This is a genomic window from Streptobacillus canis, from assembly GCF_009733925.1.
Taxonomy (GTDB): Bacteria; Fusobacteriota; Fusobacteriia; order Fusobacteriales; family Leptotrichiaceae; genus Streptobacillus; species Streptobacillus canis.
On the sequence record NZ_WOEI01000031.1, the window covers coordinates 1 to 16,649 of the forward strand.

At 26.6% G+C, this 16,649-nt stretch carries 16 protein-coding genes; 3 read left to right on the forward strand and 13 right to left on the reverse strand.

Annotated features, from left to right (window positions below; genetic code table 11):
• Positions 1-93: 93 nt before the first annotated feature.
• Positions 94-1,059, reverse strand: a complete 966-nt coding sequence (gene fni, locus GM111_RS07240; RefSeq protein WP_156300436.1) for a type 2 isopentenyl-diphosphate Delta-isomerase — start codon at positions 1,057-1,059, stop codon at positions 94-96.
• A gap of 13 nt (positions 1,060-1,072) precedes the next feature.
• Positions 1,073-3,625: a DNA mismatch repair protein MutS gene (gene mutS / locus GM111_RS07245; protein ID WP_156300437.1), complete on the reverse strand. Its 2,553-nt coding sequence runs from the start codon at positions 3,623-3,625 to the stop codon at positions 1,073-1,075.
• Positions 3,626-3,803: 178 nt separating this feature from the next.
• Here mutS and GM111_RS07250 point away from each other — a divergent pair, with 178 nt between their 5' ends.
• On the forward strand, positions 3,804-3,968 hold the full coding sequence (locus GM111_RS07250) for a hypothetical protein (RefSeq protein WP_156300438.1): 165 nt from the start codon (positions 3,804-3,806) through the stop codon (positions 3,966-3,968).
• Between the two features lie 114 nt (positions 3,969-4,082).
• Here the strand turns inward: GM111_RS07250 and GM111_RS07255 are convergent, their stop codons facing one another.
• The 10 genes from GM111_RS07255 to GM111_RS07300 all read right to left on the reverse strand — a co-directional run bounded on the left by GM111_RS07255 (position 4,083) and on the right by GM111_RS07300 (position 15,345).
• A complete protein-coding gene (locus GM111_RS07255) occupies positions 4,083-4,766 on the reverse strand; it encodes a DNA alkylation repair protein (RefSeq protein WP_156300439.1) in 684 nt (227 codons plus the stop codon).
• Positions 4,759-6,060, reverse strand: coding sequence for a branched-chain amino acid transport system II carrier protein (brnQ, locus tag GM111_RS07260; protein WP_156300440.1), 1,302 nt, complete (start codon positions 6,058-6,060; stop codon positions 4,759-4,761). The genes GM111_RS07255 and brnQ overlap by 8 nt, the downstream gene beginning before the upstream one ends.
• Positions 6,061-6,070: 10 nt before the next feature.
• A complete protein-coding gene (locus GM111_RS07265; protein WP_156300441.1) occupies positions 6,071-6,622 on the reverse strand; it encodes a sugar O-acetyltransferase in 552 nt (183 codons plus the stop codon).
• A gap of 128 nt (positions 6,623-6,750) precedes the next feature.
• Complete coding sequence (locus GM111_RS07270) at positions 6,751-8,196, reverse strand: TrkH family potassium uptake protein (RefSeq protein ID WP_156300442.1); 1,446 nt, start codon at positions 8,194-8,196, stop codon at positions 6,751-6,753.
• Between the two features lie 2 nt (positions 8,197-8,198).
• Entirely contained in the window at positions 8,199-9,560 is a 1,362-nt protein-coding gene (trkA, locus tag GM111_RS07275) for a Trk system potassium transporter TrkA (RefSeq protein ID WP_156300443.1), read from the reverse strand.
• A 43-nt stretch (positions 9,561-9,603) separates the two neighbouring features.
• The gene (nusB, locus tag GM111_RS07280; RefSeq protein ID WP_156300444.1) at positions 9,604-10,005 is read right to left on the reverse strand and encodes a transcription antitermination factor NusB; all 402 of its coding nucleotides are present in this window, start codon (positions 10,003-10,005) and stop codon (positions 9,604-9,606) included.
• 14 nt (positions 10,006-10,019) lie between these two features.
• On the reverse strand, positions 10,020-10,610 hold the full coding sequence (locus GM111_RS07285; RefSeq protein ID WP_156300445.1) for an Asp23/Gls24 family envelope stress response protein: 591 nt from the start codon (positions 10,608-10,610) through the stop codon (positions 10,020-10,022).
• Complete coding sequence (locus GM111_RS07290; protein ID WP_156300446.1) at positions 10,603-10,974, reverse strand: Asp23/Gls24 family envelope stress response protein; 372 nt, start codon at positions 10,972-10,974, stop codon at positions 10,603-10,605. The genes GM111_RS07285 and GM111_RS07290 overlap by 8 nt, the downstream gene beginning before the upstream one ends.
• Positions 10,975-11,028: 54 nt before the next feature.
• Positions 11,029-14,220, reverse strand: a complete 3,192-nt coding sequence (locus GM111_RS07295) for a DNA polymerase III subunit alpha (protein ID WP_156300447.1) — start codon at positions 14,218-14,220, stop codon at positions 11,029-11,031.
• Positions 14,221-14,232: 12 nt separating this feature from the next.
• The gene (locus GM111_RS07300; RefSeq protein ID WP_156300448.1) at positions 14,233-15,345 is read right to left on the reverse strand and encodes a cysteine desulfurase family protein; all 1,113 of its coding nucleotides are present in this window, start codon (positions 15,343-15,345) and stop codon (positions 14,233-14,235) included.
• 160 nt (positions 15,346-15,505) lie between these two features.
• Between GM111_RS07300 and GM111_RS07305 the strand changes: the two genes are divergently transcribed.
• Entirely contained in the window at positions 15,506-16,027 is a 522-nt protein-coding gene (locus tag GM111_RS07305) for a hypothetical protein (RefSeq protein ID WP_156300449.1), read from the forward strand.
• On the forward strand, positions 16,027-16,284 hold the full coding sequence (locus GM111_RS07310; RefSeq protein ID WP_156300450.1) for a DUF1294 domain-containing protein: 258 nt from the start codon (positions 16,027-16,029) through the stop codon (positions 16,282-16,284). The genes GM111_RS07305 and GM111_RS07310 overlap by 1 nt, the downstream gene beginning before the upstream one ends.
• Before the next feature lie 9 nt (positions 16,285-16,293).
• On the opposite strand, the gene GM111_RS07315 is transcribed toward GM111_RS07310, so the two are convergent.
• A partial coding sequence (locus tag GM111_RS07315; RefSeq protein ID WP_197034528.1) for a YadA-like family protein occupies positions 16,294-16,649 on the reverse strand: 356 nt, incomplete at its 5' end.

Below are 16,649 nucleotides of genomic sequence, written 5' to 3' on the forward strand. Positions count from 1 at the left end.
GCATAACTAATTACACCATAAAATGTTGATTTTATCAATGTTCATGAGTGTTTTTAGTATCAAAAAAAGCCAGTTTTTTGCTGGCTTTTTTGGTTATTTAGAGCTGTTTATTTCGGAACAGCCCCTTCTTATTTTCCCTCTTAATTCTTGTATATTTCTTGATCCAGTAAGTAACATTAAATTTTTAACATCCTTTTTCCAGACATTAATTGTTTCAATTAATGAGTTTTTCCCTTCCATTTCCAATACTTCTAAAAATGCTCTTGATACTCCTACTGCATTAGCTCCTAAAGCTAAAGCTTTTACAACATCAAGTGGATTTCTAATTCCACCACTAGCAAGAATTTCAAAATCATCTTTAAATTCCTTAGCTATTTCAAGGCTTTCTGCAGTAGTGTAACCTACTTCTTCATAGTATTTTTTCGAAACTTTTCTTCTGCTATTTTCTATTCTAGCAAAATCTGTTCCACCCTTCCCACTTATATCTAATATTTTTATTCCTAGTTCTTTTGCCTTAATAAAAGTTTCTCTTCCCATACCAAAACCTGTTTCTTTTAATATTACAGGTATAGAAATATTTGCTAAAATATCTTTTAAATTTGATTCCCAATTTTCAAAATTTCTATCTCCTTCTGGCATAAGCATTTCTTGTATCATATTAACATGAACTTGTAATAATTTAGCATTAGTCTTAGTTACAGCAGTTAGATGACTTTCTACAGGTTTATCTAAACCTAAGTTAACACCTCTATTTTTAGGATAATTATTCTCTTTATTCTTTAAAAATGGTGAATATGATCCTGGAAATAGAAATATTCCTGTTTTCTTGGCTACATATTCTAAATCCTTATTTATCTTATCTCCTTTTTCACTTCCTCCTGTAATGGCATTAATAAAAAATGGAAATTCAAAATCCACATTCCCTATATTAGTACTTGTATCTATTTCTTCTAAACCAAAAGAAGGTATAGAAATATATTCTAATTTATACATATCTAGACTGTTATTATCTTTAAAATCTTTTAGTGCAAACTTTAAGTGATCATCTTTTCTACTCATAAATACACTCCTACTATTTATCTATTTCTTCTTTTAATTGCATTAATAAATTCAATGCATTAAGTGGTGTCATATTATTAATATCAATATTTCTTAATTTATCTAATTTATCATTTAAAGTATCTATAGTTTCCTCTAATTTTTCTATTTTATCATAATTTTCATATTCAAAATTATCAAATAGAGATAATTGTCCATTTTGTTTTTCAACTTCAAAAGATTTAAGTAATTTAGTTGATTCTCTGATTATAGACTTAGGTAGTCCTGCTAGTTTTGCAACTTCTATACCATAAGATCTATCTGCTCCACCTTTAACTATAGTTCTTAAGAAATTAACTTTACCATTTTTTTCTTCAACTTCTATTCTATAATTCTTAATAGTTTCATACTCATTTTCAAGTTCAGTTAATTCATGATAATGTGTAGCAAATATTGATTTTGCATTAATATTTTCAACTATATATTTAGATATAGAGCTTGCAATCGCTAGTCCATCATAAGTTGATGTACCTCTTCCAACTTCATCAAGTATAATTAAAGAATTAGGTGTTGCAGAGTTTACTATACTTGCAACTTCACTCATTTCAACCATGAATGTAGACTGTCCTGAAAGTATATCATCACTTGCCCCTATTCTTGTAAGTACTTTATCAACAACATTTAATCTTGCACTACTTGCAGGGACAAATGAACCTATTTGAGCCATAATGCTTATTAAAGCTATTTGTTTCATATATGTAGACTTACCTGACATATTAGGCCCTGTAAGTATGATAAATCTATTTTTTTCATCAAAATATACATTGTTTGCAATAAATGTATTATCTCCTATTAATTTTTCAACTACAGGATGTCTTGCATCTTTAATCTCATAACTATCTTCTGTAAATGTAGGTCTTACATAGTTATTCTCTAATGCTGTGATAGTAAATGATATTAATATATCTACATAGGCTAATATATTTGATAGTTCTATGAATACATTTTTAAACTCTTTAATATATGAGCTTAGACTTTTAAAAATATTGTATTCAAGTTCTGTAATTTTAGCCTTAGAATTAATTATCTTATCTTCATAACTCTTGATTTCTTCAGTTATGAATCTTTCTGCATTAGATAAAGTTTGTTTTCTAATATATGTTTCAGGAACCATATTTAAGTTAGATTTAGAAACTTCTATAAAATACCCAAATACGTTGTTATACTTAATCTTTAAGTTTTTTATTCCTGTTTTTTCTCTTTCTCTTGCCTCTATTTCAAGTAATATGCTCGTACCATTATTCATGATATCTCTTAATTCATCAAGTTCTGCACTAACCCCTTTTTTAATCATATTACCTTCTCTTACTGAAAATGGTGCATCTTCAAGTAAGATATTATCTATCTTAGTATATATATCTTTAAGTGCATTAAAATCTACACTTTCAAATTTTTCTGGCCATAAATCTCTAATCTTAAAACTTGAATAAATAGTATTTTTTAAAGCATTTAAATCTTTACCATTCTCATTAGAAAATATTACCTTACCTATTAGTCTTTCTATATCATATACATTATCAAGTAAATTTCTAATTTCTTCTCTTTTAATGATTTCTTTTGATAGATATTCTATATCATCATATCTTCTATTTATCTCATCTAAATCAAGTAAAGGATTTTGAAGTAACTGCTTAAGTTTTCTAGATCCTGTAGATGATTTACATTTATCAAGTACCCATAATAGTGATCCATAAACAGATTTATCTCTTTGATTTTTTACTACTTCTAAATTTCTAAGTGTAGATGATGAAATTTCTACTACTTCTGATTTATTAATTACTTCTATCTTTCTTATAGTTAACTCACTATTAAATTGCATAGCTAAAACATAATCTAAGATACAAGCACATGCATCTATCATAGCCTTTTTACCAAATATTCCATAGCTATCTAATGATACTATATTAAAATAGTCTTTTAAAAATTTTTCTGCATCATTAACTCTAGTAATATTAGAAATATTGATATCTAATTTATCAATTATTCCTGATAATTTTTCTTGTAAACTATGTGTAAGTAATATTTCACTTGGCTCTATCTTATATATCTCACTAATTAAATTATCCTCATCACATTCTAATACCTTAAATTCTCCAGTAGTAATATCTAAATATGATATGGCATAACTTTGATTACTATGAGCAATACAAGCTAAATAATTATTTGATTTTGAGTCAATAAAATCAACATCTTGCATAGTTCCAGAAGTAATAATTTGTATTACTTCTCTTTTTACTATACCTTTAGCTTGTTTAGGATCTTCTGTTTGCTCACATATTGCTACCTTGTATCCTGCGTTAACTAGTTTAGCTATATATGGCTTAGCAGAATGATAAGGTATACCTGCAAGAGGTACTACCATTCCTTTTTCCTTATTTCTAGATGTAAGAGTTAGCCCTAATACTCTTGAAGCTGTTTCTGCATCTTCAAAAAACATTTCATAAAAATCTCCTAATCTAAAAAATAGTATGTATTCTTTGTATTGTTCTTTTATTTCAGTATATTGTTTCATTAAAGGTGTAGACATATTTTTACTCCTTTTTTCTTTTAATTATATCATAAAATGTATACAAGGACTAGTAATAATTGACTTTAACCCTTTATTCCTAAATTAAAATAGTAAGTGTCCAAAATATGAGTTGAAAAAAAGTGGATATACCGTACAATCATAAACGACTAAATTCATTGAAAGGAACTGTATACCCATGACTAATAATAACATAAATTTAGAAAATAATAAAAAAGCTAAATATAAACATTTGAATTATGCAGATAGAGTAATAATATCACATCTACTAAAACAAGCTAAAATAAAGGATTTAACTAAATATGTTTCTAATCCCACTAAAGAGCATAAAAAATATAGCTGATATCTTAGCTAAATGTACAAAAACAATAAAAAGAGAAATTAAGAGAGGAACTCTAAGAACATGTACCAATAAACTAGACACAAAAATGTGAAAAGTTTGGAGGTACATGTTCTCTTATTGGTTAGAGCTTCTTTTTAGAGTATTTATATACTCTTTTTTATCTTTTTCAACTTTTAAACTTTCTCTTATCTTTTGTATAGACTTATTATGTATCCAAGGATTAATAATTCTATTTTCTTCTATATATTTTAATACTTCTTTTTCATGTTTAGTGTAACACTCACAAAAATACCAAGCTATAGCTATGTTGATATAGTATTCTTCTGTTTGTATTTTTGATAATTTTTCTAGGTGTTCTTCCTTAAAGTTTTCTTTAATAAAGTTAGTTATTAAAGTTACTATTGCAAATCTTACTGTATATGTATGACTTGAATTTAACCATTCATAAATCTTTTTCTCTACTTTTTCAGGATGTTTTTTTGAAATTTTCCCCATCCCTATATCACAAGTTGCCCAATTATCTATATATGGTAATACTTTTTCTGTTTTTTCTATTAACTTATCTATTTCTTTTTCCTTGTCTAATAAATACATATGAATATGATACTCTTCCATATATTCATGAGGCAAAACATTTAAATATTCTTCTATATTCTCTATAGTTTTAGCAAGTTTTCTTAATTCTGGTACTCTTACTCCTATTATTCTAGACTTATCAACTGTAGGTATTAATTTGGCACTAAATTCCCTGTATTTTAAGTCTTGTTTTGAGTATAGTAGTTCTTTAATATTATCCATTTTTCTTAACCTTATGTAATATTACTGATATTACAAATGCTAGCATACTTGGAAGTACCCAACCTAAACTAACACCATTAAATGGTAATAAATTAAACACTGGATCTAAGACATTATTTATTAATCCATTTAATACCATACCTATACTAAATATTGCAGTTACATATATTGTAGATTTAAATACCATTTTTGAATTACCAAAATATTCAGAAAATAGTCCTAATAATATTAATACTAACGAAACTGGATATATTGATAATAGTATTGGTATAGAATATTTTAATATATTTTCTAATCCAAATATTGCAAGTATGAATGAAACTACTGTATAAAGGATAACCCAAGATCTATATGATATTTTAGGATAAATTTCATTGAAATATTGACTTATTGATGTAGTTAGCCCTATAGCAACTGAAAGGCATGCTATGATAAATATTCCTCCTAAAATTAAACTTCCAAATATACCATAATTCATTTTAACTACATTAACTAATATTTCTGCTCCTGTTTTTGTATTGGGAAATAAATTAGCTGTAGCTGCACCTATATATGTTAACATTCCATAAACTATTAAAAGGATAATAGATGAAACTGTACCCGTTTTCATAGTAATTTCAGTAACATTTTTTTCATCTTTAATTCCTAAATTTCTGATAGTAAAGGCAATAACTATTCCGTAGTTTAAAGCTCCTAATGTATCCATAGTGTTATATCCTTCTAAAAACCCTTTTACCGCAGGTCCTGTAACATAATCTCCAACAGGCATAGATGGGTTAAATGGATTAATAACTACCCCTATAAACATAACTACTATTAAGATTAATAGTGTAGGTGTAAGTATTTTACCTAAAGTTGTAACTAATTTACTAGGTTTCATTGATAAGTAATAAACTACTCCAAAAAATATTAGTGTATATGCTATTCTAAAATATATCATATATTGCACGTTAGTTATAAAGGGAGTCATCGCTATTTCAAAAGAAACTGTTGCATTTCTTGGTATAGCAAGTCCAGGCCCTATAGTAATATATATAGCTGTTGTAAATATTAATGCAAATAAAGGGCCTACCATATTAGATAGTTTCTTAATTCCATCAAATTTTGATACTGCTATTATCCCTAATACTGGAAATATTATTGCTGTAAATGAAAAGAAGAATAAAGATATTAAAGAATTTGTTCCTGCTTCTTTTCCTAAAAATGGTGGAAATATTAAGTTTCCTGCACCAAAGAATAATCCAAATATCATAACACTCATGTGCCTAAAATCTTTTTTTGATAATTTCTCCATAAAACTCCTCCTATTTTAAGTGTTTGATAATCCTACATGGATTACCTGCAGCAGTAACTTTTTCTGGGATATCTTTATTAACCACAGATCCAGCTCCAATTATTGAACCTTTACCTATTTTAACACCTGGTAGTATGGTTACATTTCCTCCTATCCAAACATCTTCTTCAATAGTGATTGGTTTTGCAAATTCATGACCACTTTTTCTAGTTTCTATATTACTTGGATGTCCTGCTGTATATATATTTAAATTTGGTCCTATTAATACATTATCTCCTATAACTACTTTTGCACAATCTAATATTATTGCGTTGTAATTAATATATACATTATTACCTATACTAATATTATATCCATAATCACAATAAAAATCTCCTTTAATTGTAAATCCTTCTGGTGAACTAGGTATAATTTCTTTCATAATATTTGCCCTATTTTCACTGTATGGTTCCTCATTATTATATCTATGGCATAATGTTCTTGCTCTTCTTCTATCGTTTGCTAATTCTTTGTCCCCTGGATTATATAGCATACCAGATAACATTTTTTCTTTTTCTGTCATTTTTCTCCTTATTTTTTCTTATTAATGAATCATTATACCTCATTTTAGCCTTTTTGTAAAATATATGTTGGTTTTTAGAAATATTTATTTGATAAATAATAAAGGGATTAGCTAAGTAATCCCTAATTTTATCTTATGCTTTTCCATATGCTAGGTGAGAATAAGAATACTACTGGTAGTATTTCTAATCTTCCAACTAACATATCTATACTTAATATTATTTTTGAAAATGATGAAAACTTAGCAAAGTTTTCTACAGGTCCTACAGCACCTAGTCCTGGTCCTGTATTTCCTAGAGTTGTTAGTACTGCTGTTACTGTAGTTTCAAAATCAAAGTTATTTAATGAAACTAAAGTTATTGAAATCACGCAGATTAGACAATATAGTACTGTGAAAATTAATGTACCGTGTCTTACATCTAATTCGATTTTTTTACCGTCAATGTTAACTAAATTAACTATTCTTGGATGTATTAATTTTCTAATTGAAAGTCTTATTTCTTTTAATAATATTAATACCCTTGATACCTTTATTCCTCCACCAGTAGATCCAGCACAAGCACCCATTACCATAATTAATATTAATAATATCTTACTATAACTTGGCCATAAATTGAAATCTTGAGTAACAAATCCCGTAGTAGTGATAATTGCACTTACTTGGAATAGTGATGCTCTAAATGCTTGTTCTATAGTATCAAAATGGTTTCTAATATTTATTGTTATAGTAATTACTGCAAAAGCAATAATTCCTAAATAGTATCTTAATTCTTCATTTTTGAATACATATTTAAAGTTTCTAATTAACATATAGAAATAGATATTAAAGTTAATACCAAATAATAGCATGAATATAGATATTACATATTCTATATATGGGCTATTAAATGCTGCAACTGAAGCATTTCTTGTAGAGAATCCTCCAGTTCCTGCAGTTGAGAAAGCATGAAGCATAGCTTCATAAAAACTCATCTTACCAAACATTAAGAATATTACTTCTATTACAGTTAACATAAAATATATTCCATATAGTATCATAGCTGTCTTTTTAGCTTTTGGAACTAATTTACCTACTGTAGGCCCAGGAACTTCTGCTCTTAATAAATGCATAGCTCCACCATCTGTTAAAGGTATAACGGCAAGTACGAATACTAGCACTCCCATACCACCTATCCAGTGAGTGAAAGATCTCCAAAATAGCATAGACTTTGATAATACTTCTATATTTGTAAGTATAGTTGAACCTGTAGTTGTAAATCCTGATACAGTTTCAAAGAATGCATCTATAAACTTAGGAGTATAACCTCCAATATAGAAGGGTATTGCACCAACTAAAGACCAAAGTATCCATATAAATGAAATGATAAGTAAACTTTCCTTAGTATAGAACTTATTATCTTTAGGCTTTATCTTTGTTAATAAAAATGTAATTGCTGATACTATTAAAGATAAGAATAAGAAGATATATGCATCTTTTTCTTTATAGAAAAAACCTACTAAGGCAGGAAGTAATAATAATAAACCTTCTATCATAACTATTTTAGATATGATATTTAACATAAATCTTTTATTCATATTTAACCACCTAAAATGTCATTTAAATTGCTTATTCTCTTTTTAACCGCTATTATTATTACCGAATCATTTTGTTCTAATGATAAGTTACCATCTGCAACTATAAATTGTCCTTTTCTTACTACTCCAGCTACTATTATCCCACTTGCAAGTTTTAAATCTTTTAAAGTAATTCCAGTATGTGTAAATGTTTCATTTACTTTAAATTCTAATGCTTCAACCTTATTTGAAGCTAATCTATGTACTGCATCTGCTGATATTTGTACACCATTTTCTATAGATCTAACATAAGTTAATATATTTCCTGTAATTACATCACGAGGAGTAAATACATTATTTAAACCTAATTCTTTAATTAATTCAGAATAAGTTCCTTGATTTACTTTAGTTATTATCTTTTTGATTTTTTTAGTTTTAGCATAAAGTGATAATATTATATTTATTTCATCATTACCTGTTAATGAAACGAAGGCATCTGTATTAATTATCCCTTCTTCTTCAAGTAATGTTTGGTTAGTTCCATCTCCATAAATTATTGTAGCTTGCGGAAGTAATTCTGCCATTTCTTCACAAACTTGTAGATTAGAATCAATAATCTTAATATCTAGTCCCATTTTAATTAATTCTTGGCATAGATAATATGAGATTTTACCTCCTCCAACTATAACTACACTGCTTGTAATATCTTCACATTTATTATCTACTATATTTACTATCTTAGGTATTTCTTTATTACCTGCTATTATATGTAACATATCTCCTTTTGCAAGTTTAAAATTACCACTAGGTACAAATACCTCATTTTCTCTTTCTACCGCACAAACTAACATTTTAATAGCATAATTTGTATAAATTTCTGATAATTTTAAGTCAATAAGCTTGTTTCCTTCTTCAAGTTTAAATGATAATATATCAACTAATCCTTTTGAAACTGATTCTATTTTAAAATCACCTATAAATTTAAATTGATTAGCTATTTCTTTAGCTGTTCTAAGTTCAGGGTTAATTGCATAGTCTATATTCAAGTTTCTTCTAATGAAGCTTCCTTGTTTAGCATATTCTTTACCTCTAATTCTAGCTACTACACTTTTAGCACCTAATCTTTTTGATAACATACAGCATACTATATTAAATTCGTCACTAGATGTTACAGCTATTACTAGATCTGCTGTTTGTATACCTGCTTCTAATAATACTTTTTCATCTATCCCATCTCCATTTAAACATAGTACATCTGAGTTATTATTTAATTCTTCAAGTCTAGCCATTTTCTTATCAATTACTGTAATATCATGGCCTTCTGATTGTAGTTGTCTTACTAGTGAATTACCTACTTTACCATTACCTACAACTATAACTTTCATTAATTCTCCTTCTAAGTTAAAACTGCACCTAAGTGCAGTTTCTCTATTTTTCTATACTTTTAATTAAATCTCCTAAAATTCCATTTATGAAATTTTTAGTTGTTTCATCACCATATGTTTTAGCTAATTCAACAGCTTCATTGATAACTATTTCATGTCCTATTTCTTCAACTAATATTTCAAAAAAAGCCATTTTAAGTATTACTTTTTCTGGATTTGCAAGTCTTGAAAAAGTCCATCCTTTAATTCTTTCTTTTATTTTTTCAACTACTTCTTTTTCATTTAAAATGAAGTTATCTAAATAGTTTTCTAAAAATTCTCTTTTTGCTTTACTTATTTTTAAAGTTTCTAACACTTCATTTTTTCTCACAGATATATCTGATCCAACAACTTCGTGTTCGAATAATATTTTAAAAATTTCATCTCTTACTTCTCTTTGAGTCATTACTATCTCCGTTCTTAAAATTCAGGTGTTGTTTCAACTATTTCTTCATCACTTAATTTATTTAAAGTAACATCTTCTACTGTAACTGTATCAAAGATTTTTTCTTGATTTATCTTAGTAATTTTTAGACTTACATCTTTAACTACTACTCCAGTCATAAGTACTACATATTCTTTTAATTCATTTTGAATAGCTGATAATCTATCGTTTAAGTTTTCAATGTTATATGTTTCAACACTAGCGTTGATTAATATTTTTGAAAAATATGAATGTGAAGTAACTTTAGCTGTTCTTATTAATTGTTTTTGTTCTAAGAATACTTTAGAAATTTCATTAATAGTGTTTAAGTCTACTTCTACTTTTCCGTTTTTACCTTGAGATTTAATTATTTTTGGTTTTTTAAATAGTTTTTCAATTAATGATAATAGTAATATTACTAAATATCCTATTGCAACAAATCCCGCAAATTTTAAATATCCTAAATATGGAACTAATTCATCAAAATATGTTGTATAAAAGAATGTATCTGAAATTGTCATATATCCTAATAATGGTAACATTAAGAAGAATACAATTTTAATTAAGCTTGCTAAAAATCTAAACATTTTCTTCCTCCTTCATTACTTCTTTCACTATATTAGTTACTTTAACGTTTACTTCATTTACTCTTATGCCAGTTAATTTTTCTACATTTACTTTTACAACTTCTTGGAAGTTTTTAACAACTTCTACTATATTTTTACCAAAAGCTATAACTATTCCAAGATCTATAACACATTCAGTTTCTCCTAATTCTACATCAATGAATTTAACATTCCCTAATTTAGTTAGGTTTTTAAGAATATTTATACCTTCTACTTTGCTTGTTTTATCTGAAATACCTATTACTCCATCCACTTCTGTAACACTTTCTAATACTATATCAGTAATTACACTTGGAGATATTTCTATTCTACCAAAATTATTCATATTATTCCTCCTATTTTTACTTATACCTTATTATATCAATTGCATATCTTTTATTCAAGTTTTTATTTGTAATCTAACATTGTTCTTACCTAAAAACTCTACCATTTTTTCTACAAATTCTCTATCTAAGGTAATATGTCTTACATTTTTTTGTTTATTTTCTCCAAAATATATATTAAGAGTGTCTTCACCTTTGCTTTCTAATATATATTTTTTAATTTCATCTTTAAACTCAAAATTTTCATCTATCTTAATACTAATATTATATCTTGAAAAGTCATTTATTGCAAAGGCATCCACAATATTATGTCTGTTATTATCTAAACTTGTTGATTTAAAACAAACTATATTACCTTTTTCTATTATTTTAGCAACTTTGGTATATTCTTTAGGGAAGATTAAATATTCTTTACTTCCATCCATACTAAATATATTTACTATACTCATTAATTCATTTTTCTTAGTAACCCTATTATTTTCTGTTTCTATATATCCTATAGTGTAGTCACTACTTGTAAATATATTGTACACTAATTCATTTTTTAGTATTTGAGTATTCTTCATACTAAGTTTAATATATTCTTTTTCAAGTTTTATTATCTCATCTATACTATATTCTCCAGTTTCTACCCATTCATATTCCTTTACTTCCATACTCATGTTTAGAAATAGGGATGAGTAAATATCTGTATCTGCTTTTATTTTTTTATCAGCCCATTTTATAGCGTCTTGTAAGTTTACTATTAGTTTTTTTCTTTCTATATTAAATTCATCAAATGCTCCTGAGTATATTAATCCTTCAAGATTACTCTTATTAAGGAATCTACATCTTTGTATAAAGTCAAGGAAATCTTTAAACTTACCACTTTTTTGTCTTTCTTCTACTACATCCTTAGCAGTTTTTTCCGACATTTCCTTTAAAGCACTTAAAGGTATTCTAATACCATTTTCTTGTACTTCAAATACTTCTGTAGACTCATTAATACTAGGAGGATACATTTCTATATTTCTCTTAAGCATTTCAGCATAACTGTTTACTAGTTTTTTCTCTACTTTTAATTCAGTAGTTAATAGACTAGCGAAGAATTCTCTTGGATATTTAGCCTTTAAATATGCTGTTTGATAAGTAATATTTGCATAACTTATTGCATGGGCCTTATTAAATCCATAATTACCAAAATTCTCTATTAAATCATATATTTTTTCAGCTCTATCTTTAGATATAGTCGCATTTTCTATAAATGTTTTTCTGTTTTGTTTTAATAATTCAGCATTTTTCTTACCTATAGCTTTTCTTAATTCATCAGCTTTAGCAAGTGAATAACCTGATATTTTTTGAGCTATTTGCATTACTTGCTCTTGATAAACAAGAACTCCATATGTAGGTGCTAATATTTCTTCTAAAAAAGGGTCTATATATTTAACCTTAATATTCTTATTATTCTTAGTTGCTATTAAATTAGGAATTAATCCACTTTCTAAAGGTCCTGGTCTATATAGGGCAAGAAGCAAGGCTATATCTTCTAATGAATGTATTTTTAAATTCATAGCAAGTTGTGTTATTCCTCTTGATTCACATTGGAATATACCCATAGTGCTTCCTGTATTTAAAAGCTCATAGGCTTCCTTACATTCAGGAAGATTATATATATCCATATCTTTTCCTATTTTCTTAACTACAGTTTTTATTACGTTTAGATTTTTTAAACCAAGAACATCCATTTTAAGATATCCTAGTGATTCTAAAATACTAGCTTCAAACTGTATTTGATAATCTTTAGTATAACTATCATAACTAAGTGGTAAATTCTCCCTCATATCCTCTTTTGTAATTATTACTCCAGCTGCATGAGTTGAACTATTTTTAAGTTTTCCTTCTATTCTTTTAGCATATTCTATTAAAGTTTTTACCATTTCTCTATTATCTTCTAATCCATCTAAAGATAGTTCTTTAGATTCATCTAGTAATTTTCTGATATTTTTTTCTGGTATTTCAAAAACTCTAGCTAAATCTTTAAGCGCAAGAGTTGGTTTAAAAGTAGAAAAAGTAATGATTTGACTTACATTTCTACTTCCATATGTTTGTTTAATATATTCAATAAGATCCATTCTTCTTTCTTGTTCTATATCCACATCTATATCTGGCATAGATATTCTTTCTGGATTTAAGAATCTTTCAAAGATTAGTCCATATTTTATAGGGTCAAGTTCTGTAATACCTAATAGGTATGAAATTATTGATCCTGCAGCAGATCCCCTTCCAGGACCTACAAATATATCATTTTCTTTAGCATATTTTATGAAGTCTTGTACTATTAAAAAGTATTTTATATATCCCATTTTATCTATTACATTTAATTCATAATCTATTCTATCTTGTATCTCTTTAGTAATATTAGGATATTTAATTTTTTTGTTTTTCTCTAATATTTGTAATATATATTCTCTCTCATTTAATCCATCTGGAATTTTAATTAATGGAAATTCAACATTTTTTTCATCTAAAACTATATCTATATTTTCTATTAATTTTTCTAAATCATTAGATGGTTTTCTATCTTCTAAGAAATGTAATCCATCTTGTTTTTTATCATTTTGTACTGTTTTTAAAGTTCTATTTTCTTTAATTGCAGCAAAGATTTTTTGTAATATTTTATCTTTTTTATCTACATAATACATTTCATTTACTTCTACATTTTTAACATTTAATTCTTCTATTAATTTATCAAACATTAATCTTTGATAATCATGCATAGTAAATGCAGGTATTTCAAGTATTACTTCTATTTTTTCAAGTAAATTTTCTAATACCTTTTTTGATTTGTTATAGTCATTCTTTAATATATTTGCAACAAGTTCTGAATTTACTCCACCAGATAATATATATATATTTTCACTATGTTTTTGTAAGTCTTCCATTAGTATGAAATTTTTATCATACTCACTTCTTTCATAACTTATTGTTGATAACATGTAAATATCTCTAACTCCTTGTTCATTTTTAGCAAGTAAAGTTAAAGAATAAAGGTTTTCTTCATCAATTATACCTTTTAAGTATATTTCTATACCTATTATTGGTTTAATACCATTTTTTTTGCATGAGTTATAGAATTTAAGGGCTGCAAACATGCTAAAGTCAGTTATTGCTAATGTTTTAACATCTAATTCTTTAGCCTTGTTTATATATTCATCTATACTTCCTACTCCTTCAAGTAAAGAGTATTCACTATGTATTCTTCTTAACATGTTGCCTCCTTCCTATATTATTCTTTCTAATACCTCTATAAAATAGTCTATTTCTTCTTTAGTATTTTGTAATGAAAGGCTTAATCTAATAGAAGCTTTAGCTTCTTCTTCAGTTAATCCTTGATCCATTAGTACATTTGATGGCTTCATCGCTCCACTTTGGCATGCTGATCCACCTGAAACATATATACCATTCATATCAAGTAATGGTAACATGTATTCTATATCTTTACCTTTAATTTGTATATTAACAATATGTGGTATAGTATGTTTAGTATTATTAATTACAACATTTCCATTAAATTTAGCTATTTTTTCTTCTAAATATGTTCTTAAATCTTGTATATGTTTAAGATTTTCTTCTAAATGATTTGCTAGATATTCATATACCTTAGCTGAAAAAAGTATAGAATGTAAATTTTCAGTTCCTGCTCTTCTATTTTTTTCTTGATGTCCTCCATGCATATATTTTTCTAAACTAAATTTAGGATTAATATATGCAAAACCACATCCTTTAGCAGCATGTAATTTATGGAAAGAAGCTGATATTCCATCTATATTGAAACTAGATAAGTCTAGTTTTTCTCTAAGTATTATTTGTGTCATGTCACTGTGGAAGAAAATATTTTTACCTTTTAGTACATTCCCTACTTCTTCTATAGGCATCCTTACTCCTGTTTCATTATTAACAGCCATAAGTGATACTAGTATTGTATCTTCTCTTACTTCTTTAAGTATGCTTTCAGTTTCAACTAATCCTTCTTTATTTGGTTTAACATAGCTTACACTAAATCCTTTTTCTTCTAAGTATCCACATACATTTAATACACTAGGGTGCTCTATAGAAGAAGTAATAATATGTCCTTTTCCTTTCTTAAGGGCTACACCCTTAATTATCATATTATTTGCTTCTGTAGCTCCTGATGTAAAAAATATATTTTTAGATAAAACATTTAAGTCTTTTGCTAATATATCTCTAGCTTTTTCTAGATTATATCTAGATTTTTTACCTAAACTATGAGTTGATGAAGCATTAGCAAAAGTATTAGTATATATTTCTAAAAGTTCATCTTTAAAATTATCTAAAATTCTTGTTGTTGCAGCGTTATCTAAGTATACTTTCATACATGTCCTTCTTCCTTTTATTTTTAATATATTTTAACACGAAAAAGCAAAAAAAAGAATAGCTGCTTGAATACTTACTTAAAAATGAAATATATCATAAATTGAAGTTAAAGCATGCTTTTGATAAAATTATATATATTACATTTGAAAGGGCAGATTAATGAAAAAATTATTTACAATTGTTTTATTCACATTCTCATTTTTAGCTTTCACAAATAACGATGGAGCTTTAGATCAAAAATTCCTATTATCAAATTTAAATTTTGATAATGTAAAAGTATATGAAAAATACAAAGAAGTACATGCAAGAAAAGCTGTAGTAGGTGAAGTTATATTAACTATTACTGCAGATGGTAAAGAAACACAAAATACAGCAAAAGAAGGAGATTTTGTAGTTAAAAATCTTACTGGTGCTGGAGAAATGTATATTTTAACTGCTAAAAAATTCAATGCAAGATATGAATTAAAAGAAAATATTGATGAAACTTGGTCTTTATATAAACCATTAGGAAAAGTAAAAGCATTACAAGTTAAACTAGAAACTAGTTCTAAAGAAATATACATATTAGCTCCATGGGGAGAAAAAATGGTAGTTAAAGATGGAGATTTCCTAGTAACTCCATTAGATAATAGCGAAGTTTATAGAATAGCTGAAAAAGAATTTTACGAGACTTATAGATAATGGAAATAGTAATAATATTAATTAACTTAGTAAGTTTTATTATTTATGGTTTAGATAAATTTTTTGCTATTAAAAACAGTGGTAGAATACCTGAAAAAACTTTACTTTTACTTGGATTAATAGGCCCTTTTGGTTCTGTTATTGGTATGGAAACATTTAGACATAAAACGAAAAAACTTAAATTTAAACTTGTATATATTTTTCTAATATTACAAGTTTTAATATATTTATATATGAGAAAAGCCCTAATTTTTTAGGGCTTTTACTTATTTCATGAACTTTTCTATTAATTTATCTAGTTTTTCATTTAATTCTTTATTAGCTTTTTCAAGATTATTAACTTTATCTTTTAATGTTGTAACTTCTTGGTCAAGTTCATAAACTTTTTCATCAAGTAAATTGATATTTCCATTTCTTTGAAGTGTTAACATATCTTTTCTTCTTGATTCTAATTTATCAAATTGATATCCAAATCCAGCTCCTAATGCAACATGACCTTTAGTATTTAATGATCCTGAAGCTTTATACACTAAATTCCCTGTTTCATTTAATCCTGAAATACCTAATGCAAATGCATGTTCACCGTTATAGTAACCATATGCACCTGCAATATTATGTCTAT